The sequence below is a fragment of the Halomonas heilongjiangensis genome (assembly GCF_002879645.1).
In the GTDB taxonomy this organism is placed as follows: Bacteria; Pseudomonadota; Gammaproteobacteria; order Pseudomonadales; family Halomonadaceae; genus Halomonas; species Halomonas heilongjiangensis.
Genome location: NZ_PNRE01000082.1, coordinates 13,950 through 36,462, shown reverse-complemented (window position 1 = coordinate 36,462; position 22,513 = coordinate 13,950). Strand labels below are relative to the sequence as shown.

Below are 22,513 nucleotides of genomic sequence, written 5' to 3'. Positions count from 1 at the left end.
TGTCGGGAAGGGCGAACCGGGGCGGCGCGAGCCGCCCCGGCGGGGGTCACTCGAAGACGGGGTCGAGACCGGCGTCACGCAGGGCATCGCCGCGGGCGGTCATCCAGGCCTCGCGGAAGGCGTCCTCGTCGTCGGGGGCACCGTCGAGGAAGGCGTTCCAGGCCTCGAGCAGCACGGCCTGGCGCTCGACCAGGGCGTCCTGGTGCGCCTGCATCTCATCGGTCCAGACGCCGATCTCCTCGTAGTACGCCACCACGGCGTCGTGGAAGGGGATCACCCACTGCAGGTCCTGATACTCGAGCGCGTAGCCCACCGCGCCCGGCGCCGCATCCTTGTAGTCGTCGTAGTTGTCCTGCAGGGCCTTGATCAGCCCGTAGGCGACCTTGTCGTCGAGGTCCTGGTTGGCGACCACGATGGGGTAGGGGTAGCTGGCACTGGGCACCGGGTTGTCGGCGCTGACGCCGCCGGCACCGGAGGTGACTTCATGGGGGCGGAAGTAGGGGGCGATCGCCGCCATGCGCTCCCAGCCCTCGGCGTCGTCGGGATCGAGCACCGGCCAGCTGATGCCTCGCGGGCTGCTGGCCAGCTGCTGGGCGGGGGGCGTGACGGTGGTGGTGAAGGAGGCGTCGACGTTGCCGGCGATGATGCCGTCGAAGGAGCGGCCGTAGCCGGGGTAGTCGACGCGCTCGACGTCGTCCCAGCTCAGGCCGCCGAAGGCCAGGTAGGCCTCGGTGCCCTTGTTCAGGGCGTCGTCGCCGCGAATATAGGCGACCCGCTTGCCCCTGAGGTCGGCCGGCGTCTTCACCTCCAGGTCGCCGGCCACCGCCAGCGAGAGCCCGAAGGAGGCCGTGGAGGTGGTGATCACCCGCAGCGGCTGGGGGCCCCAGTCGGGATGGGCGAACATCATCACGCCCTCGGCGCCGTAGTAGCTGGCGATGCCGCAGGCGCAGAGGTCGACGCGCCCCTGCTTGAGGGGGGTCATGCGCGAGACATCGTTGTCGCCGGGCAGGATGCGCACCGAGGTGTCGTAGTGGTCCTGCAGCATGCCGCCGATGGCCACGGCCTGGGCATAGCCGCTGGAACCGGTCCCGTAGGCGGTCCAGGCCATGGTGCGCGGTAGTTCCACTTCCTCGCTGGCCTGGCCGACGGCGGCGGCGAGCAGCGAGAGCGGAAGCGTGGCAATGGCGAGGTGTCGGGCGAGCTGACGCATGGGGGCGCTCCTGTGTCTTGGTTGTTGTTCTCGATGGCTGGTGTTTTGCTATGCGGTACTATGTTCCGAATATGTCATCGATACTAGGGAAGAGCCGGTGCGGGTGTCAACGTCCGAGTGCATCCGGCAGCTGCGGTCCAGCTGACGACACCCTGCTCCATCCCGGCAAAGGATGAATTCATCAACTCGGTGCTGTCTCGTGCTGGCTGGCTTCACTATGCTTCCAAGGAGAGATTGCTTCGGTCCGCTCAGGAGGTGGCACCATGATTCAGTCGATGTTGTTGGCCGTTGACGGTTCGCCGTCCGCGAAGGGGGCGACCCGTTATGCCAGCGACCTGGCCCGTCGCCTGGGGGGCACCATCCATGCCATCTATGTGGTCGACTCCCGTACGGTGGAGATCGGCTTCTATGGCGAGGACGTCCGCCCCGAGGTGGTTCAGGAAGCCATGAAACTGCGGCGCCAGACCGAACAGCAGCTCGAGGCGCTGGGGGAGTCCCTGCTGGCCGCCACCAGCCGCGAACTCGAGGCGGACGGCGTCCAGTGCCACCCCGAGCGTCTCGCCGGGATTCCCGCGGTGCGCATCCTCGAGGCCGCTCAGAACAGTGACCTGATCGTCATGGGGCGACGGGGAGAGTCGGCAGGCCTTGGCGACCCCAAGGGCCTCGGCGAGGTCGCCGAGCGGGTGCTGCGCACGGCGGAACAACCGGTATTGCTGGCCGGCGAGGCGCATCAGGAGTTGACCCGCATCCTGCTCGGCTTCGATGCCTCCAAGCCGGCCCGGGAGGCCATGGTCTATGCCATCGAGCTGGCCCAGCGCCTGGCCTTGCCGGTGACGGCGGTGAGCGTGCATCACGACGAGACGGTCGCCCGCCAGCGCCTCGACATCATCGAGCACTATGCAGGGGACCGCCGGGTCAAGATCGACAGCGAGATACGCAAGGGCGATCCGGCCGAGGTGATTCTCGGTCTGGCCGAGCCGGGCGACCTGATCACCATCGGCGCCTTCGGCGACGGGCGCATCCGCGAGTGGTTGCTGGGTTCGACCACCGAGACGATCCTGCGCTCGGCGCAGCAGCCGGTGCTGCTGCACCGCTGAAGGCCGGGCGAGGGCGGGAGGGGGCTCAGTCCGCCTGGCGAGACAGCTCGCTCCAGGCGGCATAGGTGCTGAGGAAGACCCGCCCGGTGATATCGTCGAGGAAGTCGCTGTTCTTCAGCTGGTCCATCACCGGCCCCTTGACCTCGGCCAGGTGCAGGGTGACGCCGGAGTCCTTGAGGCGGGCGTTGATGGCGTCCAGGCTCTCCAGCGCCGAGGCGTCGATCAGGTTGACCGCCGAGCAGATCAGCACCACGTGTTCCAGCTCCGGACGACCTGCCACCAGGGCGTAGATGGTGTCCTCGAGGTAGCGCGCGTTGGCGAAGTAGAGGCTCTCGTCGATGCGCAGCAGCGCGACATGGCTGGCCGTCTCGGTGTCGTGGCGCTCGATGTTGCGGAAGTGCTCGGTGCCGGGGATACGCCCGACCAGGGCGCTGTGGGGCCGGCTGGTGCGGTAGAGGAAGAGCCCGATGGAGAGCAGCACGCCGGCGATGATCCCGGCCTCCACGCCTTCCACCAGGGTCAGCAGGATGGTTGCCGCCATGGCCGAGAAGTCGCTGCGCGAGTAGCGCCAGGTCCGGCGGATCATGGGGATGTCGACCAGGGTGAGGACCGCCACCGTGATGGTGGCGGCCAGGGTGGCGATCGGCAGGTGGTGGAGCAGCGGGGTCAGGGCCAGGGTCACCAGGCCGATCCCCAGGGCCGCGAAGAAGCCGGCCATGGGGGTCTGGGCGCCGGCCTCGAAGTTGATGACCGTGCGTGACAACCCACCGGTCACCGGCATGCCGGCGGAGAAGGCCGCGGTGAGGTTGGCGCCGCCCAGGCCGATCAGCTCCTGATTGGGCGAGATCCGCTGGCGCCGCTTGGCGGCGAGCATCTGCGCCATGGAGACCGACTCGACGAAGCCCACCAGGCTGATCAGCAGCGCCGGCACCAGCAGGGTGCGCCACAGCGAGGCATCGAAGCCCGGCAGGGTCAGCGGGGGCAGGCCCGGGGGGATGTCACCCACCACCGCCACGCCCCTGCTCGCCAGGTCGAGCTGCCAGGTGAGCAGGGTGGTGACCACCACGGCGAGCACCGGGCCGGCCTTGGCGAGCAGGGCGGCGATGCTCTCGGGCAGCCCCAGGCGTTGCAGCGTCGGCTTGCCGGCGTGGCGGATCGCGACCAGGAAGCCGAGGCTGCCGGCGCCGATGGCGAGCGTCGGCCAGTGGGTGCCGGCCAGGTTGCCGGCCAGGCTCAGCCCGAGCTCGGCCACGGTATAGCCGTTGGCCTCGATGCCGAGCAGGTGGGCCGCCTGGCTGGCGGCGATCAGGATCCCCGAGGCGGAGAGGAAACCGGCGATCACCGGGTGGCTCAGGAAGTTGGTGAAGAAGCCCATCCGCATCAGCCCCATGAGGGTGAGCATGCCGCCCGAGAGCAGCGAGAGCACCAGGGCGGCCTGGAGATACTCCGGCGTGCCCGGGGTGGCGACCCCGGCCAGGGCGGCGCCGGTCATCAGGGCGATGATCGCCACCGGCCCCACCGCCAGGGTGCTGCTGGTGCCGAGCAGGGTGTAGGCCAGCAGCGGCAGGATGCTGGCATAGAGGCCGACCACCGCGGGCAGGCCGGCGAGGATGGCGTAGGCCAGCGACTGGGGGATCACCATGATGGTGACGATGATGCCGGCGAGCAGGTCGGCACCGCAGAGTCGGCGGTTGTAGTGGGGCAGCCAGGTGAGGATCGGCAGATAGCGCTTGAGCATCCGGTCTCGTCGTCGTCGAAGGAACACCCGGCCACGCGGGCCGCTGACAGGCTACCAGACTAAACGATATTGCCGGGCGGGTTGAGTGTTGGTTGGCATCTGGTGAAACCGCCGTCGGCGAGCGCCAATATCGGCCGATGCCGGGAAAGCTTGAGTCCGACCTTGGTGTGTCAGGCCAAAGTGCAGCACAGTCCCGCGTGGCAAGGCGCTATGCTCCATGCTTGAAGACCTTGCCAGCAACAAGACATCCACCATGATCGAGTCTCGACCGCCATGCGAATCCTGATGCTTCTGGCCGCCCTGCTGACGGCCACGGCGGCTGTGCTGCCGCTCGTCCTCCTGCGCGCCGACTGGCCGTTCTATCTCGCCCTGGGCCTTGCCTGGTTGTCCGGGGGCGTGCTGTTCACCGTCGGTATGGCCACCGTCCATGCCGCCGGTGCCGCGGCCCTGAAACGGGACGGCTGGCGCGGCTGGTTGCCGCCGGTGCGCGACTATCTGTCGCTGCGCCGGATGGCCCATGACCTGGTGGGCCGTGCCGGCAGCACGGCCATCGCCTCGGCGGAGGTCTCGCATCACGCCGATCGCATGGACCAGCGGCTGGCGCGCCAGGAGAGCGTGGTGCGTGACGCCTCGTCGAGCATGAGCGCCATCACCAGCGCCATCGAGCAGGTCGCCAGCGGCACCGCCGAACTGGCGTCGGTGGCCAGCCGCTCCCGGGCGTCGAGTCACGAGAGTCGCGAGGCCCTCTCGCGGGTCGTGGTGGACATGCAGGCCCTGGCCGAGCGCTCGCGGGAGGCCCTGGGCCTGCTCGCGGCGCTGGAGCAGAAGGCCGACAGCGTGCGCAGCGTGACCTCGCTGATCGAGGAGATCGCCGAGCAGACCAACCTGCTGTCGCTGAATGCCTCCATCGAGGCGGCGCGTGCCGGCGAGCACGGGCGCGGTTTCGCCGTGGTCGCAGGCGAGGTCCGCGAGCTGGCGCGGCGGACCGCCGAGGCGACGCGCAGCGTGGAGGCGCTGGTCGGGGACATCGGCGGCAGCAGCCACCAGGTGGTGGATACCATCGGCCACCTGATGGCCCGGGTCGGCGACCGCGCCAGCGAGATGCAGCAGGTGGGCGAGCAGCTCACGGCGATGACCGGCGACTTCGATCGCGTCGAGGGCGAGATCGCCGGCATCGCCGAGGCGATGGAAGATACCCGACGGCACAGCCGCCGCGTCGCCGAGACCCTCGCGTCGCTCGAGCGGGAAGTCGACGAGGGCAACCGCGACATGCATGACCTGGCCAGTCAGGCCCGCGCCCTGATGGCCGCGGCCGAGGCCGTGGACGCGGCCCTCGCCCAGCAGCGCCTCGAGGGACGCCATCAGCAGGTGTTCCGGGCGGCCCGCAAGGCGGCCGACCAGCTCGGCCGGTTGCTCGAGCAAGCCGTCCAGCGGGGTGAGTTGAGCCTGGCGGCGCTGTTCGAGCCCAGCTACGAACCCATGGCCGGTACCCAGCCGCCCAAGTACCGTACCGGTTTCGACGGCTTCACCGACGAGCACCTGCCGGCCATCCAGGAACCCCTGCTGGAGCGGCTCGGCCTGGCCTACGCCATCGGCTGCGACCGCCATGGCTATGTACCGACCCATAACCTGAAGGTCAGCCGTCCGCCCACCGGCGACCCCGAGCATGACCTGCAATACAGCCGCAGCAAGCGGATCTTCGACGACCCCACCGGGCGGCGCTGCGGGTCCCACCAGGACACCCTGCTGCTGCAGACCTACAAGCGTGATACCGGCGAGATCATGCACGATCTCTCGGTACCGGTGTTCGTCAACGGCCGGCACTGGGGCGGCTTCCGCATCGGCTACCAGCCGGAGCGCAGTGCCGCCTGAGGGTCAGCGATAACGCGCCATGAAGCGGCGATCCAGCCAGCGTTTCCAGAGCAGCATCAGCCGCCCGGCCCACCAGGACTGACCCCGGATCGCCAGGCCGAGCCCGTCGCCGAGGTCGAGGATCGCCAGGGCCCGCGGCTGGGGCACATGGTCCCGGAGGGGGCGACCCGCGAGCCGTGCGGCCAGGTTGTCGAGCAGCACCGGTGCCTGGCGCACGCTGTAGACCCCGAGCCGCGGCAGCCGATGGTTGACCAAGGCGGCGCAATCGCCGGCAGCGAAGACATCCGGGTCGCCGGTGCTCTGCAGGCTCGCCGCCACCGCCAGCCCGCGGTCCGGGATCACCGGCAGGCCGAGTCGATCGATCACGCCGGGTGGCGTGAGGCCGCTGGCGTGGATCACGTGATCGGCCTCGAGCAGGGCCAGGCTGTCTTCCCCACTGAGCGTCTCGTCGCTGCGGATCAGGGCCCCGCCGGCGGCGTGGCCGATGACGCGGGCGCCACCGAGTACCTGAATGCCGCGGCGCGCCAGCAGGCGTGACAGCCAGCGGCTGGCGCCGCGGGGGGCGTCCTCGAGCAGGCGCTTCCCGCGGGTCACCAGGGTGATCGTGCTGTTGACCCCGTGACGCCGGCTCAGCGCCGAGAGGTTGCAGGCGACCTCGACGCCGCTGGCCCCGCCGCCCACCACGACCAGGCGCGGCCCGACCCCGCGGCGGAAGTCGGCCTCGAGGCAGCGGCGCAGCGCCACCAGGCAGGGAATCGGCTTGACGGTCCAGACCGCCGGGCCCGGATGTCGCGCCGGTGGGGCCTGGCAGCTGGAGCCGAGATTGAGCGAGAGCAGGTCGAAGGGCAGGGCGCGGCCGTCCTCGAGGATCGCCTGGCGATGGTTGAGATCGAGGCCGGCGAGGCGCCCTCGCACCGCCGTGACGCCATGCCGAGCGGCGAGCCGGGCCGGGTCGAGGCGGTCCTCGGCCGGCGTGAGCCGACCGCCGAGCATGCCATTGGCCATGCCCGAATACCAGAAGCCACCGGGGTCGACGAGCGTCACCCGGGTGTCGTCGAGCCGGTGGCGCTGGCTCACCACATGGAGGTGGGCATGGCCCGCTCCCACCAGCACCAGCTGGCGTGACGGCGGGGCCGCGGGGGTGTCGGAGACGTGAGGCATGGCGCGATGGTAGCCGAACGGGCGGGGGGGAGCGAGGGCCGGCGCGACGCCTGGCCCGTCCTCGGGCCTGCCAGGCAAGGGGGTGGCTGGACGATGCCCGAGGTCGGTGGCGGCTCATTCCATGCCGGCGGCGGGTACCCGGGGGCGCGATCGCCAGGCCGACCAGGAATAGAGCGCCAACCCGGTCCAGATCAGCAGGAAGGTGCCGAGCTGTACCGGCGAGAGCGGCTCGCGGAACACCAGCAAGGCGATGAAGAACTGGATGCTGGGGTTGATGTACATCAGGAACCCCAGGGTGGCCAGGCGCAGGCGCCGCGCGGCGCCGGCGAAGGCCAGCAGCGGCAGGGCGGTGATCACGCCGCTGGCGACCAGCAGCAGGCTGATCTCGGTGCCGTCCAGGAAATGGGAGAGGCCGGTCTGGTCGAGCCAGGCCAGGGCCAGCAGGCCCAGCGGGAGCAGCAGCAGGGTCTCGACGAACAGCCCCGAGAGGCCATCCAGCGGTACCTGCTTGCGAAGCAGGCCATAGGTGCCGAAGGAGAGCGCCAGGGCCAGGCTGATCCAGGGGAGCTCGCCGAGCAGTACCAACTGGATGACGATGGCCAGTCCGGCCAGCCCCACGGCCACGGCCTGCAGGCGGTGCATCGCCTCGCGCAGCACCAGCATGCCGAGGGCGACGTTGACCAGCGGGGTCATGAAGTAGCCGAGGCTCGCCTGGAACACCTGGCGGGTCTCCACGGCGTAGATGTAGAGCCCCCAGTTCAGTGCGATCAGCAGGGCGCAGCCCAGTACTCGGCCCAGCCGACGGGGTGCGCGCAACGCCTGGCGGATCGGCGACCAGCGGCCGAGCAGGGTGACCAGCCCGACCAGGAAGAGACAGGACCAGATCACCCGATGGATCAGCACCTCGAACGCCGGCACGCCCTCGAACAGCGCGAAGAACAGCGGGAAACAACCCCACAGGATGTAGGCGGTCAGCCCGAAGGCAACGCCCTTGCCGGTTTCCTGGGCGGGAGTGGGGAGAGTAGGCATGCTCGGCTCGTCCGGGGAAAGCGTTAACTTAGCAGGCTATTGGTGTGGCTGTCATGTCGCAGGACCGTCGGCTGACGTCGGGCGGCCGCTGGGTTACGCTGGTGCCATGCCACTTCACCTGGACGGGAGTCCCCTGCATGAGTGAATTGAGAACGACCCTGGTGCAGTGCGACCTGCGCTGGGAAGACCCCGCGGCCAATTGCCGGATGCTGGAAGAGACCCTGGGGGAGTTGGGGGGCGACGACACCGACCTGATCGTGCTGCCGGAGATGTTCGCCACCGGCTTCACCATGAATTCCCGGGAGATGGCCGAGCCCATGGCGGAGAGCGCCACCGTGGCCTGGTTGAAGGCTCAGGCACGCGAGCGAGGCTGCGTGATCACCGGCAGCATCGCCGTGGTGGAGCACGGCGACTACTTCAATCGACTGGTCTGGGCGCGGCCCGACGGCAGCCTGGTGCATTACGACAAGCGCCACCTGTTCCGCATGGCCGGCGAACACGAGCGCTACGCCATGGGACACGAGCGGGTGATCGCCGAGCTCAAGGGCTTTCGGGTGCTGCTCAGCGTGTGCTACGACCTGCGCTTCCCGGTCTGGCTGCGCCAGCAGCCGGCGCCCGGCGAGCATTTCGAGTACGACCTGCTGCTCTGCGTGGCCAACTGGCCGGCGCCGCGGCGACACCCCTGGCGCATCCTGCTGCAGGCCCGGGCGATCGAGAACCTCTGCCCGGTGATCGGCGTCAACCGGGTCGGCGAGGATGCCAAGGGACTCGCCTATGCCGGCGACTCCATGCTCATCGACTTCAAGGGCGAGGCGCTGATCGACGAGCCGCGGGACACCCCCTTCGTGCGGACCGCGAGCCTCGACCGGGGCGAGCTCGACGCCTTCCGCGAGAAGTTTCCCGCCTGGCGCGACGCCGACCACTTCGGCCTCGCCGACGGGGTCGGCTTCTGATGCGGCTGGATCGATTTCTCACCGAGACCACCGAGCTGACCCGCAGCCTGGCCAAGAAGGCGATGCATCGCGAGGAGGTCAGGGTGGATGGCGAGGTGGTCAGGAACCCCGCGACCCGGGTCGATGCACGCAGCGAGGTGACCTGGAACGGCGAGCGCCTGGCGCTGGTGGGGTTGCGCTATGTGATGCTCAACAAGCCGGCCGGGGTGGAGTGCAGTGCCCGCCGGGGGCTCTATCCGCTGGTCAGGGAGCTGATCGACCTGCCCCAGGTGGAGCGGCTGCAGACCGTGGGTCGCCTGGACGTGGACACCACCGGCCTGGTGCTGCTCACCGACGACGGCCAATGGTCCCATCGGGTCACCTCGCCGCGTCGCCGCTGCGGCAAGGTCTACCGGGTGAGCCTGGCCGAGCCGCTGGTCGGCGATGACCTGGCCCGAGCCGTGTCGCGCTTCGCCGAGGGGATCGAGCTCGAGGGCGAGGAGAAGACCACGCGCCCCGCCGAGCTGATCATGCGCACGGCCACCGAGGCCGAACTGACCCTCTACGAGGGCAAGTACCACCAGGTGAAGCGCATGTTCGCCGCCATCGGCAACCATGTGGAGGCCCTGCATCGGGAGTCGATCGGCCCGCTGGTGCTCGACGAACGACTGGCGCCTGGAGCGTGGCGCGAACTCACCGAGGCGGAGCGGGCGGAGTTCTGAGCCGGTGCTCACGAGACGGCGTAGATCTCGCTGCGGTCGCGCCCGCGGTGCTTGGCGCGATAGAGCGCCTCATCGGCCAGCCGGGTCAGCGCCAGCGGATCCTCGGTGTGTTCGGGCCAGGCGGCGATGCCGCAGGAGAGGGTGATGCCGCCGAGCTCGGTGTCGCGATGCCGGAAGCGGCACTCGCGAATGCCGTGCAACAGCCCCCGGATGCGCGCCTCGGCCATGGCTGCCGTGGCACCGGGCATGATCACCACGAACTCCTCGCCCCCCAGCCGGCACACCACGTCGGCATCACGGAAGTGCTCCCGCAGCAGCGCGCCAGCAGTGGCCAGCACCGCATCCCCTGCCTCGTGGCCATGCCGGTCGTTGAAGCGCTTGAAGTGATCGATGTCGACCATCACCAGCGCCAGCGGGGAGTCGTGGCGACGTGCGGTGGCCGCCTCGTGGGCGAGGATCTCGTCGAAGTGACGACGGTTCTTCAGGCCGGTGAGGGGATCCTGGTACGAGAACTCCCTGAGCCTCTCCACCATGGCTTCCAGCTCTCGGGTCCGGGTGGCGACTTCCTGCTGCAGGTCGCGGTTGAGGCGCCGGATCTCGCGTTGGGTGCGCGAGTAGTCGGCCACCGAGATCGCCACCAGGGCGAGCGAGAATGCCAGGGCGCCGAGGCTGACGGGAATCCGCTGCCACGGCAGCAGGCCATGGGCCACCGCCATGTCGGCAATCAGCAGCAGACCGAAGAGCGCATAGGCCGCGATGATCACCTTCTGCTCCGACACCAGGGCGCGCCACTGGATGACGATGGCGACGAACATGATCGTGAGGCTGATCAGCAGCAGGGCGTCGAAGGGCGGGTAGGTGCTCGAGAGGTTGATGACGCCCGCCATCGAGAGGCCCAGAGCGACCACGGCATAGAGCAGATGGCCCTGCCACAGGCGCCGCATCAGCAGGGGCTGCTGGCGAGCGAACCAGTGTTCAAGCAGCAGCGCCATGGCCACCGGCAGCATGAAGTAGGCCCCGGCGGCGAGGGTGTCCCACAGTAGTGGCTCCTCGAGCAGCAGTTGGCTGGCCTGGCTCTCGGCGAGGATCATCATCCCCGAGGCCAGCGAGAAGAGGCCGATGCCGGCGAAGCTTCGACGGTTGGCCTGGAGCACGGCGAGGATGAAGGCGAGCAGGGCGATCAGCAGGGAGAAGCCACTGACCACCAGGGCCTGGGCGGAGCGTTCCAGAATGTAGAGGATCAGGTCGGGACGCTCCATCAGCTTGACCTCACCCCACAGCCCGATATCGGTGTAGTCCGAGAAGACGCGGAAATGGAGTCGCTGGCCGGCGAACCTCTCCGGCAATTCGATCATGTGCCAGGGCCACCCCGCGAAGCGTCCCTCCCCTCGTTCGTCGAAGTGGCCGTACTGATAGATGAGCTCCGAGCCCAGATAGACCTGCACGATCAGGTCGACGCTGAAGATGTAGAGCACCGGGTCGCGCCAGTCGCCGTCGGGAAGCGGGATGCGGAACCAGGCGTGGTGTCGACCCTCGCGGCCCGGCGGGTTGGAGGGGAAGGCGATGGGATGCCACTCGGTGGGGGCTTCCTGCCGCGTCCAGAGGGGCGTGGCGGCGTCATCGAAGGGAGAGTCGCCCCAGCGGTATTGCCACCCCGTATCGAGGGGCAGCGTCGACGAATCCGCCTGCAGCGGGGAGCCGGCCAGCAACGCAAGCAACAGGGCCCAGACCACTGGGATGAGGGTCGAACGCATCGGGACTCGAAATCGGCCGCAGGAAGCTCGGCCAGTATAGAGCAAGGCGTGCCCCCTGTCCGCGGGTCCCCGCCGGCTCGCCCTCATCGCCTGGAGATGAGGGGCGGGCGGGATATCGCTATCGCGGTTTTATACCGTTATCTACCCGATGTCCTGACACACACCGCACCGCCGGCGCCAAACACAGCACCCGTGGCTCAGGTGTCGGGGGATGCGGCGACGAACGCGGAGAGCCCGGCGGCCTCGACCAGTGCCCGGGTGTAGTCGGTCCTGGGCCGGCCGAGCACCTCCAGGCAGTCTCCCTGTTCCACGACCTCGCCCTCCTTGAGCACCATCACGCGATGCGCCATCGCCCGGATCACGGCCAGGTCATGGCTGATGAACAGGTAACTCAGGCCGCGCCGCCGCTGGAGGTCGCGCAGCAGTTCGACGAGCTGCTTCTGCACCGTGCGATCGAGCGCCGAGGTGGGCTCGTCGAGCACCACCACCTCGGGTTCGAGGATGATGGCGCGGGCGACCGCGATGCGCTGGCGCTGACCACCGGAGAATTCGTGGGGATAGCGCGAGGCGCAGTCGAGCGGCAGGCCGACCTCCGCGAGCGAGGCCTGGACCCGGCGCACCACCTCGGCCTCGTCGAGCTCCGGGTAGTGGAAGCGCAGCCCCTCGCTGATGACCTCGGCGACCGGCAGGCGCGGCGATAGCGAGCCGTAGGGATCCTGGAAGACCACCTGCAGGCGCCGGCGCTGTTGTCGCAGGTCGTTGCCGGTGAGCCGGTCCAGGCGGGCCTCGCCGAAGCGGATCTCGCCTTCGCTCGTGGCCAGTCGCAGCAGGGCGAGGGCGAGGGTGGTCTTGCCGGAGCCGGATTCGCCGACGATGCCCAGGGTCTCGCCGCGGGCCAGGGTGAGTGACAAGGGCTGCACGGCGACGAAGGGCGCCGGCCGCGGGGCGAAGAGCCGCCTGGGACGCTGGAAGGCGACGCTCAATCGATCGGCCTCGAGCAGCGGCTGGCGCGTGGCCAGCGCGACCGGACGCCCCCGCGGCTCGGCATCGAGCAGCAGGCGGGTGTAGTCGCTGCCCGGTGAGCGGAACACCTCCTCGACCGGCCCGGTCTCCTGCTCGCGGCCTTCGTAGAGCACGCAGACCCGGTCGGCATGACGCCGTACCAGGTTGAGGTCGTGGGTGATGAACAGCATGCCCATGCCGTGACGGTCGCGCAGTTCGGCGAGCAGGGCGAGGATCTCCTTCTGCACGGTGACGTCGAGCGCCGTGGTGGGCTCGTCGGCGATCAGCAGCTCCGGATCGTTGGCGATGGCCATGGCGATCATCACCCGCTGTCGCTGGCCGCCGGAGAGCTGGTGAGGCCAGGCATCGAGCAACTCGTCCGGGCGCGGCAGCTTGACCTGGATGAGCAGTTCCCTGGCCCGGGCGCGGGCGGACTTGCCGCTCAGCCCCTGATGCAGCCGCAGTGTCTCGCCGATCTGCTTGGCCACGGTGTGCAGGGGATTGAGCGAGGTCATCGGCTCCTGGAAGACGAAGCCGACCCGGGCGCCCCGCAGTGCCTGCCAGTCGCGTCGTTTCAGGCGGGTGAGGTCGGTATCGCCCAGCCAGCGGCCACCCTCGACCCGGGCGTTGGCCGGCAGCAGGTTCATCGCCCCGAGCGCGCTGACCGACTTGCCGGAGCCGGATTCGCCCACCAGGGCCAGGGTCTCGCCTCGACGAATCTCCAGCGAGAGGCGATCGACCACCACGGCGTCGTCGAAGGCGATGCTCAGTTCATCGAGGCGCAGCAGGGTGTCAGGCATGGGGCGGGGTCCTTGGCGTCGGGGCGCTGGGGGCGGCGTACTGGATATGGCGCGGGTCGAAGGCGTCGCGCAGTCCCTCGCCGATGAACACCAGCAGCGAGAGCATCAGCGACAGGCTGACGAAGGCGGTGATGCCGAGCCAGGGGGCATGGAGGTTGTTCTTGCCCTGGGCGACCAGCTCACCCAGCGACGGCGACCCCGGCGGCAGGCCGAAACCGAGGAAGTCGAGTGCGGTGAGGGTGGTGATCGCCCCGGTGAAGAGAAAGGGGATGAAGGTGAGGGTGGCGACCATGGCGTTGGGCAACACGTGGCGCCACATGATCAGCCGTGGGGTCAGCCCCATGGCCTTGGCGGCACGCACGTACTCCAGGTTGCGTGCGCGCAGGAACTCGGCGCGCACCACATCGACCAGGCCCAGCCAGGAGAACAGCAGCATGATCCCCAGCAGCCACCAGAAGCCGGGCTGCACGAAGCTGGCCAGGATGATCAGCAGGAAGAGCACCGGCAGCCCCGACCAGATCTCGGTGAGGCGCTGGCCGATCAGGTCGGTCTTGCCGCCGAAGTAGCCCTGGACGCCGCCGATGAACACGCCCATCACCAGGGAGCCGGCGGTGAGCACCAGGGCGAAGGCCACCGACAGCCGGAAACCGTAGATGACGCGGGCCAGGACGTCGCGGCCCTGGTCGTCGGTGCCCAGCCAGTGGCGGCCGTCGGGGGGCGCCGGCGAGGGCTGCATCATCTGCATGTCGAGGGTCTGGTAGGAGAACGGGATCGGCGGCCACAGGGCCCAGCCGCGTTCGTCGATCCGCGCCTGGATGAAGGGGTCGTGGTAATCGGTGCGGGTGGGCAGGAAACCACCGAACTCGGTTTCCGGGTAGTCGACCAGCAGCGGCGCATACCACGCGCCGTCGATCCTCATGACGAGCGGCTTGTCGTTGGCGATCAGCTCGGCGGCGAGGCTCAGGCCGAACAGCGCCAGGAAGATCCACAGCGACACCCAGGCGCGCCGGTTGTGGCGGAACACCGACAGCCGGCGCCGGGCGATGGGGGAGAGCTTGGAGGAAAACGCAAGGGCCATCGTCTCAGGACTCCCGGGTCTCGAAATCGATACGAGGATCCACCCACACATAGGTGAGGTCGGAGATCAGCTTCAGGATCAGGCCGATCAGGGTGTAGAGGAACAGCGTGCCGAAGATCACCGGGTAGTCGCGCTGCATCACCGCTTCGAAGCCGAGCAGGCCCAGTCCCTCCAGCGAGAAGATCACCTCGATCAGCAGCGAGCCGGTGAAGAAGATGGTCACCAGCGCCCCTGGCAGGCCGGCGATGATGATCAGCATGGCGTTGCGGAACACGTGGCCGTAGAGAGTCTGGCGGTCGCTCGCCCCCTTGGCCCGGGCGGTGAGCACGTACTGCTTGTGGATCTCGTCGAGGAAGCTGTTCTTGGTCAGCATGGTCAGGGTGGCGAAGCTGCCGATGGTCATGGCCACCACCGGCAGGGTGATATGCCAGAAGTAGTCCTTGACCTTGCCCCAGGTCGAGAGCTCGGCGAAGTCGGGCGAGGTCAGCCCGCGCAGCGGGAAGAGATCCCAGTAGCTGCCGCCGGCGAACAGCACGATGAGCAGGATGGCGAACAGGAAACCGGGGATGGCGTAACCGACGATCACCAGCCCCGAGGTCCAGACATCGAAGCGCGAGCCGTGGCGCAGCGCCTTGCGGATGCCCAGCGGAATCGAGATCAGGTAGACCAGCAGGGTGGTCCAGAGGCCCAGCGAGATCGACACCGGGAGCCGTTCGATCATCAGCTCGACCACGGGGCGGTCGCGGAAGAAGCTGTTGCCGAAGTCGAAGGTGACGTAGTCGCGGATCATGCCGGCGAAACGCAGGTGGGCCGGCTGGTCGAAGCCGAACTGCTGTTCGAGTTGTTCGATGAAACGCGGATCGATGCCACGGGCGCCGCGGGATTCGTCGCGCACCACGACATCGCCGCCACCGGCATCGAGGCGGGTGCTGACCATGCTGTCGATGCCCTCGAAGCGAGCCAGCATCTGGTCGATGGGGCCGCCGGGGGCGGCCTGCACGATGATGAAGTTGAGCAGCATGATCCCCAGCAGGGTGGGAATCATCAGCAGCAGGCGGCGCAGGATGTAGCGGGTCACGGGGCGTCCTTGTGCAGGGCTGGCGTCAGCGACGACGCAGACGACGGTTGAGCTCGGCTTCGCGTTCGACATCGACCCACCAGGCGGCGAGGTCCATGCCGTACTCGGGGAAGGGCTCGGGCCAGGCGAACTTGTCCCAGACCGCGATCCGCGTCTCGCCGGAATGATATTGGGGAATCAGGTAGAAGCCCCACAGCAGCACGCGATCCAGGGCCCGGGTGATGGTGTTGAGCTCCTCGCGGCTGTCGGCGCGGATCAGCCGTTCGACCAGCTCGTCGACCACCGGGTCGGCGAGTCCCATCAGGTTGCGGCTCTGGGGGCTGTCGGCGAAGTCGCTGGTCCAGAACTCGCGTTGCTCGTTGCCGGGGCTGTTGGACTGGGGGAACTGCCCGATGACCATGTCGAAGTCGAAGCTGCGCAGTCGATTGAGGTACTGGTTGATGTCGACGATACGGATGCTGCCCTGGACGCCCAGGCGCGCCATGTTGCGCAGCATCGGCTGGACGACGCGTTCCATGCCGGTATCGAACATCAGCACCTCGAGGGTCAGCGGCCGTCCGGTGTCGCCGTGCACCAGCACGCCATCCTCGACCTCGTAGCCGGCCTCGCGCAGCAGCGCCAGCGCCAGGCGCAGTCGCTCGCGCAGGTCCCGGGGGTGGTCGATGGGCACCTCGGCCTCGAAGACGCGTTCGGGCAGTGCCTCACGGTGAGGCTCGAGGAGTTCGCGTTCCGCCTCGCTGGGGAGCCCCCTGGCGGCCATCTCGGAATTCTGGAAGAAGCTCTCGGTGCGCCGGTAGGTATCGTAGAAGAGGTTGGCGTTGAGCCAGGGGAAATCGAAGGTCAGCGACAGCGCCTCGCGTACCCGCGGGTCCGCGAACTTGTTGCGCCGCAGGTTGAAGACGAAGGCCTGCATGGTGGCGGGCTGACCGTCGGGCACGGTGAGGCGCTTGACCAGGCCGTCGCGATAGGCGGGGAAGTCATAGCCGATCGCCCAGGTGGCGGCCCGGGCATCGGTGCGGTAATCCATGACGCCGGACTTGAAGGCTTCCCAGGCGATGTCGCGGTCGCGGTAGTAGTCGTAGACCAGCCGATCGATGTTATGGCGGCCACGGTTGACCGGCAGGTCACGCCCCCAGTACTCCTCGGCCCGCTGGTAGACGATGCGTCGCCCGGGTTCGACCTCGGCGATACGATAGGGTCCCGAGCCGGGATGGCGGGCCAGGGTCGGGGCGGCGAAGTCGCGTTCCTCCCAGTAGTGCCTGGGCAGGATCGGCAATTGGCCGACGATCAGCGGCAACTCGCGGGAGTGATTGCTGGCGAACTCGAAGCGCACGGTATGGGGGTCGAGTGCCTCGACGCTGGCCACATCGGCATAGTAGGCCCCATAGAAGGGATTGCCCTGTTCGGTGAGCAGTTCGAAGCTGAACACCACGTCATCGGCGGTCACCGGCTCATCGTCGTGGAAGCGAGCCTCGGGTCGCAGGTCGAACTCGATCCAGTGGCGCTCCGGATCGAGGCGGATGCCTTCGGCGAGCAGGCCATAGGCACTGAAGGGCTCGTCGGGGTTGCTCTCGAGCAGGGTGTCGTAGATCTGCGAGATGCCGATGGCCGGCGTGCCGCGGATGATGAAGGGGTTGGTGGAGTCGAAGCTGCTGCCGACCGCGGCGCGGGTCATGGTGCCACCCTTGGGCGCCTCCGGCTCGACATGGGGAAAGTGCTCGAAGCCGAGCGGGAGCTCGGGTTCGTCGTAGAGCGCCAGACCGTGGACGGTGGGGACTTCGTCGGCATCGGCGGCCAGCGCCGTTGAACAGAGCCAGCCGGTGGCCAGGGTGCCGAGCAGGAGACAGCGTACGGCGATCGACATCGGTGACATCCTTGGTCGGGTCCGAACCCCGGATGACCCGGGGCAAGTTACCGGCATAAGGTGTCAGGCCGTCGTTGTCTTGTAAACCTGTCTTGTAAACCTCCGTGGTCTGCGCAGATGCCACCCTGGCGAGATCAACGGGCGGCGAGGCTGCGTTGCGGAATCTCGAGCTCCTGGCCGGCGTGAATCACATCACCGCTCAGGCCGTTGTGCTGGCGGACCTCGACGATACTGAGGCCATGGCGGGAGGCGATGGCCGAGAGGCTGTCGCCGCTTTGCACCACGTAGCGATCGCCGCCGATGGGGGCATCACCGGCCACGGCGGTGGGCTCGGGATTCTCCAGGCGGGCGATCAGCGCCTCCTCGCGATCGGCGGGGACCAGCAGCACCCGGGCGTGGCCGGGGCTGGCACTGCCGTTGATCAGCCCCGGGTTGAGCTCGGCCAGCGCTTCGTGACTCACCCCGGCGAGGCGGGCGGCCTCGGTCAGGTCGAGCGGACGGGTCAGGGGAATCTTGGCGAAGGCCGGGGCGTCCTCGATCTCGGGAAGGGCGACCTGGTACTCGTCAGGATCGGCGATGATCGCCGCGATGGCCTTGAGCTTGGGCAGGTAGTTCATGGTCTCGGTGGGCAGCCGCAGGCTCCAGTAGTCGCCGCGTTCGCCGCGGGAGAGGGCGGCGTTCCTGGCCCGGTTCACCGTGCCGGCGCCGGCGTTGTAGGCGGCCAGCGAGAGCTCGATGTCGCCGTCGTACCACTGCTCGGCCTGGAGCTCGATATAGTCCAGCGCGGCCTTGGTCGAGCTGACCACGTCGAGCCGGCCGTCATAGGCGCCGTTGCGGCTCAGGCCCAGGGCATCGGCGGTGCCCGGCATGAACTGCCAGAGGCCGGCGGCACCGCGATGGCTGCGTGCCTGGGGGTCGAAGGAGCTCTCGATGAAGGGAATCAGGGCGATCTCGCCGGGCAGGTCACGGGACTCGATCTGCTCGGTGATCCAGGACAGCCAGGGGCGCGCGCGCTCGGTGATCTCGACGATGTTCCCGGGGTTGGCCCGATAGTGATTGATCCAGTGCCGAACCCGCTCGTTGTAGCGATCGTCCTGCCACTGGAAGCTGGCACGCAGACGACTCCAGGCATCCCGCGGCTCGAGGGCCAGAGCCTCCCAGAAATGCTCTCCGGGGGTGAAGCCGCGGCTCGATGCCTCGCTGGTCGCCGGCAGGGGCGACGCCTGGGAAACGGCGCCGGCCGCCATCAGCGAGCCGAGCAGGGCAAGGGTGCTGGTCAGCCCCAGAATTCGTCGGCGTGTGGTGTGGTAGGTCATCGGTCGGTAGCCTCCTGGTCGCAGCAAGGCCCGGCGGTTGGCCGGGCCCTGGGTGGCGTCCATGTGCGTGTCATTCAGAAGTTGTCTTTCCAGGCACGCAGGGTGGCGAAGGTCGCCTCGCTGGTGTCGGTGTCGCCATGGACCGAGGCGGTCCGGCGAACGCTGTCGGCATCACAGCGCAGGAAAGGGTTGATGCGTCTCTCGCGGCCCAGGGTGCTGGGCAGGGTCGGGCGATCGAGCTCCCTGGCCCGACGGCACTCCTCCATGGCTTTCTCGACGTCGGGGTTCTCCGGGTCGGCGGCCCGGGCGAAGGTCAGGTTGGCCAGGGTGTACTCGTGGGCAGCGAACACCAGGGTGTCGTCGGGCAGGGTGGCGAGCCGGGCCAGTGAGGCATGCATCTGATCGGGCGTACCCTCGAACAGCCGGCCGCAGCCGGCGCTGAACAGGGTATCACCGCAGAACAGCAGCGGCGGGATGCCCGCGGTGAAGTAGGCGATATGATCCAGGGTATGGCCGGGCACGGCATGTACCTCGAACAGCCGGCCCATGACGCGGACCTCGTCACCGTCGCCCACGGTCTCGTCGATGCCGGCAATGCTCGGGTTGTTCGGCCCGATCACCCGCGGCGAATAGCGCTCGATCAGTTCGGGCAGGCCCCCGGTATGATCGTGGTGATGATGGGTGATCAGCACCGTGGAGAGTGTCAGGCCTTCGCGCTCGAGCATGTCGATGACGGGGGCCGCATCACCCGGATCGACCACGCAGACGTCCGGGGTCGAATCCTGGCGCAACAGCCAGATATAGTTGTCGCCAAAGGCGGGGATCGGTGTCACGCTCATCATGGGCATGGAGTCCTGATTCGGGACATGAATCACCGCTGCTGACCAGGGTTGCCTCGCGACGGACGACGCACAAGGACCTTGCCGGCTCTCGTCATGGTCAGACGCTGCCGTGAATCGGAACGGGTTGCAAAACCCCGCATCTTGGAGGGAAGTGCACGCCATGTCAACTTCGTCACCCGCCACCGACCTGGCACGACTGGTGCGGGATGGCCGTCGCTATTGGGCGAGTCCGGCCGGGCAGGCCGTCTGGCAGGCCGAGCGCGCCTGCCTGGGGCCGGTGTGCGAGCGGCTGTTCGGCGCCCATAGCCTGGAACTGGGCATGACCAGTGCCCTGGCCGACATGTGCCCGGTACGACACGCCATGCGCTGGGCACCGACCCGGGAGCTGGTCGAGCAGGCGGCGACCCTGGTCTGTCCACCCGATGCGCTGCCGCTGCGCGACGACAGTCTCAGTCTGGTGGTGATCCACCATCTGCTGGAGGTATTGCCCGACCCGCACCACATGCTGCAGGAAGCCGCCAGGGTCACCGCCGATGACGGCCGGCTGATCATCTTCGGCTGGGTGCCCCTCGGTCCGGCCGGCTGGTCGCGGGCCTGGCCGGGTCGGCGGCGCCGGTTGCCCTGGCGCGGCCACTGGCGCACGCCGGGGCGGCTCAAGGACTGGCTGGCATTTGTCGACTTCGAGATCGAGCGGGTAGACTACTGTGGTTTTCATCTGCCCGGCAGCCTGCCGCGCAATGCCATGCTGGAGACCCTGGGGCGGCATCACAATCTGCCTCTGGGCGACAGTTACATGATTCATGCCCGTCGCAAGCCGCAGCTGGCCCAGACCCAGCGCTCGCGCCTGACCTTCGCCCGGCCACTTGGCGGTTCGGTACTGGGCGGGGCCACGCGGCTCGGGCCGTCGCGGATCGAGCCGGAACAGGAAAGGATGACCGAGGGTGACTGATAGACACCAGGCCGATGCACTTCCCCGAGTCACCATCTACACCGACGGCGCCTGCCGCGGCAACCCGGGCCCCGGCGGCTGGGGGGCATGGCTGGTGAGTGGGAGCCACGAGAAGAAGCTCAACGGTTTCGAGGCCACCACCACCAACAACCGCATGGAGCTGATGGCAGCGATCATGGCCCTGCGTGAGCTGAAGCGCCCCTGCGAGGTGGCCCTGTGGACCGACTCCGAGTACCTGCGCCGCGGCATCACCGAGTGGATCCATGGCTGGATCAAGCGTGGCTGGAAGACCGCCAGTCGCGCCCCGGTGAAGAATGCCGAGCTGTGGCGGGAGCTCCATGAGGAGACCCGCCGCCACCGGATCGAGTGGCATTGGGTCAAGGGGCACAGCGGCCACCCGGGCAACGAATGCGCCGACGCCCTGGCCAACGAGGCCATCGACCGACACCAGCGGGCGCGCGCCTGAGCCACCTTTCACACGACTGCAAGCCGAGCTGACGAGACTCCACCATGCGCCAGATCATCCTGGATACCGAGACCACCGGCATCGACCCGCGCGAGGGCCACCGGCTGGTCGAGATAGGGGCGGTCGAGATGGTCAACCGCCGCCTCACCGGCAACACCTACCATCAGTACATCAACCCCGAACGGGAGATCGAGGCCGAGGCCGTGGCGGTGCACGGCATCACCAATGAGCGCGTCGCCGACGAGCCGGTCTTCGCCGCGGTCGCCGACGACTTCTGGGCCTTCATCGAGGGCGCCGAGTTGGTGATCCACAACGCCCCTTTCGACGTGGGCTTCATGGATCACGAGTTCGAGATGCTCAACCGCCGGCGCGGCGAGCCACGCCTGGGGCCGGTCGCCGAGCACTGCCGGATCCTCGATACCCTGCAGATGGCCCGGGACAAGCATCCCGGCCAGCGCAACAACCTCGATGCCCTGTGCAAGCGTTACGAGATCGACAACGGTCACCGGGTGCTCCATGGGGCCCTGCTCGATGCCGAGATCCTCGCCGATGTCTACCTGGCGATGACCGGCGGCCAGACGGCGCTTTCGCTGGATGCTTCCGCCGGTAGCGGCGAAGGCGCGGCCACCGGCAACACGGGCCTGGTCATTCGGCGCCTCGCCCTGGAGCCGGGACGGCTCGGCGTGCCTTCCCCGAGCGAGGCCGAACTGGCCGCCCACCAGGCCAAGCTGGGGCGTATCCGCGAGGCCGCCGGCGCTTGTCTCTGGGACCGGCTCGCCAAGGGGGGCGCCCCGAGCTGATGCTGCGACGTGACCTTCCCGTGGGTGCTGCCAGCGGTCACGTCATCCGCCTGGCCGAGGGGCGCATCGCCCCGGCACCGGACGGTGGTTTCCTGCAGCCTGCCTGCCCCTGGACCCCCGAGATGCAGCCGCTCTGCTACTGGCACGACGCACCGGTGGCGCTCAGCCTCGAGGAGCGGGCAGGGGATGCCTGGCCCGACGGGCGCGGCTGGCTCGGGCAACTTCCGGAATCCTGGTTCGCCCTGCTCTCCACGGCCCTCCAGGTGGGGGCCTGGTTGCGCGACCATCGCTTCTGCGGACGCTGCGGGGCTCCCGCCTCCCGGCTGGATGCCGAGTTCGCCATGCACTGCCAGGGTTGCGGCCACCGCAACTACCCGCGCATCTCCCCCTGCATCATCACCCTGGTGACCCATGGCGAGTCGCTGCTGCTGGCCCGTAGCCCGCGCTTTGCCCCCGGCCGGTATTCGACCCTGGCCGGTTTCATCGAGCCCGGGGAGTCCGCCGAGGAGGCGGTGCGGCGCGAGATCTTCGAGGAGGTGGGGCTCACGGTGGGGCGGGTGCGCTATTTCAAGAGCCAGGCCTGGCCCTTTCCTCATGCCCTGATGCTGGGCTACTTTGCCGAGGCGGCGAGCCGGCGCATCCGCATCGACGGGGTCGAGATCTCCGATGCCGCCTGGTTCAGCCCGCGACGCCTCCCGCAGCTGCCGCCGCTCTATTCCATCTCGCGGGCGCTGATCGAGACGCACCTGAACGAGGTGAGGGCAGCGCAATGACGACGGGCCGCCCTTGGGCGGCCCGTTCAT

General features: G+C 68.6%; 19 protein-coding genes. 8 read left to right on the top strand and 11 right to left on the bottom strand.

Features of this window, described 5'->3' with window-relative positions:
• Window positions 1-46: 46 nt before the first annotated feature.
• Window positions 47-1,210: a TAXI family TRAP transporter solute-binding subunit gene (locus tag C1H66_RS17840; RefSeq protein ID WP_102629227.1), complete on the bottom strand. Its 1,164-nt coding sequence runs from the start codon at window positions 1,208-1,210 to the stop codon at window positions 47-49.
• 263 nt (window positions 1,211-1,473) lie between these two features.
• Between C1H66_RS17840 and C1H66_RS17835 the strand changes: the two genes are divergently transcribed.
• Window positions 1,474-2,307: a universal stress protein gene (locus C1H66_RS17835; protein WP_102629226.1), complete on the top strand. Its 834-nt coding sequence runs from the start codon at window positions 1,474-1,476 to the stop codon at window positions 2,305-2,307.
• A gap of 25 nt (window positions 2,308-2,332) precedes the next feature.
• On the opposite strand, the gene C1H66_RS17830 is transcribed toward C1H66_RS17835, so the two are convergent.
• Complete coding sequence (locus C1H66_RS17830) at window positions 2,333-4,045, bottom strand: SulP family inorganic anion transporter (RefSeq protein WP_102629225.1); 1,713 nt, start codon at window positions 4,043-4,045, stop codon at window positions 2,333-2,335.
• A 273-nt stretch (window positions 4,046-4,318) separates the two neighbouring features.
• Between C1H66_RS17830 and C1H66_RS17825 the strand changes: the two genes are divergently transcribed.
• Window positions 4,319-5,917: a methyl-accepting chemotaxis protein gene (locus tag C1H66_RS17825; RefSeq protein WP_170064181.1), complete on the top strand. Its 1,599-nt coding sequence runs from the start codon at window positions 4,319-4,321 to the stop codon at window positions 5,915-5,917.
• A 3-nt stretch (window positions 5,918-5,920) separates the two neighbouring features.
• On the opposite strand, the gene C1H66_RS17820 is transcribed toward C1H66_RS17825, so the two are convergent.
• Window positions 5,921-7,078 carry an NAD(P)/FAD-dependent oxidoreductase gene (locus tag C1H66_RS17820; RefSeq protein WP_102629224.1) on the bottom strand — a complete coding sequence of 386 codons (1,158 nt, stop codon included), beginning with the start codon at window positions 7,076-7,078 and terminating at the stop codon, window positions 5,921-5,923.
• 114 nt (window positions 7,079-7,192) lie between these two features.
• Window positions 7,193-8,107, bottom strand: coding sequence for an EamA family transporter RarD (gene rarD / locus C1H66_RS17815; protein WP_102629223.1), 915 nt, complete (start codon window positions 8,105-8,107; stop codon window positions 7,193-7,195).
• 137 nt (window positions 8,108-8,244) lie between these two features.
• Here rarD and C1H66_RS17810 point away from each other — a divergent pair, with 137 nt between their 5' ends.
• Window positions 8,245-9,060, top strand: a complete 816-nt coding sequence (locus tag C1H66_RS17810; RefSeq protein ID WP_102629222.1) for an amidohydrolase — start codon at window positions 8,245-8,247, stop codon at window positions 9,058-9,060.
• Window positions 9,060-9,761, top strand: coding sequence for a pseudouridine synthase (locus C1H66_RS17805; protein ID WP_102629221.1), 702 nt, complete (start codon window positions 9,060-9,062; stop codon window positions 9,759-9,761). Before C1H66_RS17810 ends, C1H66_RS17805 begins: the two co-directional genes overlap by 1 nt.
• 8 nt (window positions 9,762-9,769) lie before the next feature.
• Here C1H66_RS17805 and C1H66_RS17800 read toward each other — a convergent pair whose 3' ends face one another.
• The 7 genes from C1H66_RS17800 to gloB all read right to left on the bottom strand — a co-directional run bounded on the left by C1H66_RS17800 (window position 9,770) and on the right by gloB (window position 19,495).
• Window positions 9,770-11,515 carry a GGDEF domain-containing protein gene (locus C1H66_RS17800; RefSeq protein ID WP_102629220.1) on the bottom strand — a complete coding sequence of 582 codons (1,746 nt, stop codon included), beginning with the start codon at window positions 11,513-11,515 and terminating at the stop codon, window positions 9,770-9,772.
• Between the two features lie 197 nt (window positions 11,516-11,712).
• The gene (locus C1H66_RS17795) at window positions 11,713-13,317 is read right to left on the bottom strand and encodes an ABC transporter ATP-binding protein (protein ID WP_102629219.1); all 1,605 of its coding nucleotides are present in this window, start codon (window positions 13,315-13,317) and stop codon (window positions 11,713-11,715) included.
• The gene (locus C1H66_RS17790; RefSeq protein ID WP_102629218.1) at window positions 13,310-14,395 is read right to left on the bottom strand and encodes an ABC transporter permease; all 1,086 of its coding nucleotides are present in this window, start codon (window positions 14,393-14,395) and stop codon (window positions 13,310-13,312) included. The genes C1H66_RS17795 and C1H66_RS17790 overlap by 8 nt, the downstream gene beginning before the upstream one ends.
• Before the next feature lie 4 nt (window positions 14,396-14,399).
• Complete coding sequence (locus C1H66_RS17785; protein ID WP_102629217.1) at window positions 14,400-15,473, bottom strand: microcin C ABC transporter permease YejB; 1,074 nt, start codon at window positions 15,471-15,473, stop codon at window positions 14,400-14,402.
• A gap of 25 nt (window positions 15,474-15,498) precedes the next feature.
• Window positions 15,499-17,337, bottom strand: a complete 1,839-nt coding sequence (locus tag C1H66_RS17780) for an extracellular solute-binding protein (RefSeq protein WP_102629216.1) — start codon at window positions 17,335-17,337, stop codon at window positions 15,499-15,501.
• 134 nt (window positions 17,338-17,471) lie between these two features.
• Window positions 17,472-18,716, bottom strand: coding sequence for a transglycosylase SLT domain-containing protein (locus C1H66_RS17775; RefSeq protein ID WP_306417675.1), 1,245 nt, complete (start codon window positions 18,714-18,716; stop codon window positions 17,472-17,474).
• A gap of 11 nt (window positions 18,717-18,727) precedes the next feature.
• Entirely contained in the window at window positions 18,728-19,495 is a 768-nt protein-coding gene (gloB, locus tag C1H66_RS17770) for a hydroxyacylglutathione hydrolase (RefSeq protein WP_102629214.1), read from the bottom strand.
• 160 nt (window positions 19,496-19,655) lie between these two features.
• On the opposite strand from gloB, the gene C1H66_RS17765 reads away from it, so the two are divergent.
• From C1H66_RS17765 to nudC, 4 genes are read left to right on the top strand one after another with little or no spacing between them, the layout of a single operon-like run.
• Entirely contained in the window at window positions 19,656-20,444 is a 789-nt protein-coding gene (locus C1H66_RS17765) for a class I SAM-dependent methyltransferase (protein ID WP_102629213.1), read from the top strand.
• A complete protein-coding gene (gene rnhA / locus C1H66_RS17760; protein WP_102629212.1) occupies window positions 20,437-20,910 on the top strand; it encodes a ribonuclease HI in 474 nt (157 codons plus the stop codon). Before C1H66_RS17765 ends, rnhA begins: the two co-directional genes overlap by 8 nt.
• Window positions 20,911-20,954: 44 nt before the next feature.
• Window positions 20,955-21,710 carry a DNA polymerase III subunit epsilon gene (gene dnaQ, locus C1H66_RS17755; RefSeq protein WP_102629211.1) on the top strand — a complete coding sequence of 252 codons (756 nt, stop codon included), beginning with the start codon at window positions 20,955-20,957 and terminating at the stop codon, window positions 21,708-21,710.
• Window positions 21,710-22,483, top strand: a complete 774-nt coding sequence (gene nudC / locus C1H66_RS17750) for an NAD(+) diphosphatase (protein ID WP_102629210.1) — start codon at window positions 21,710-21,712, stop codon at window positions 22,481-22,483. Before dnaQ ends, nudC begins: the two co-directional genes overlap by 1 nt.
• Window positions 22,484-22,513 lie beyond the last annotated feature (30 nt).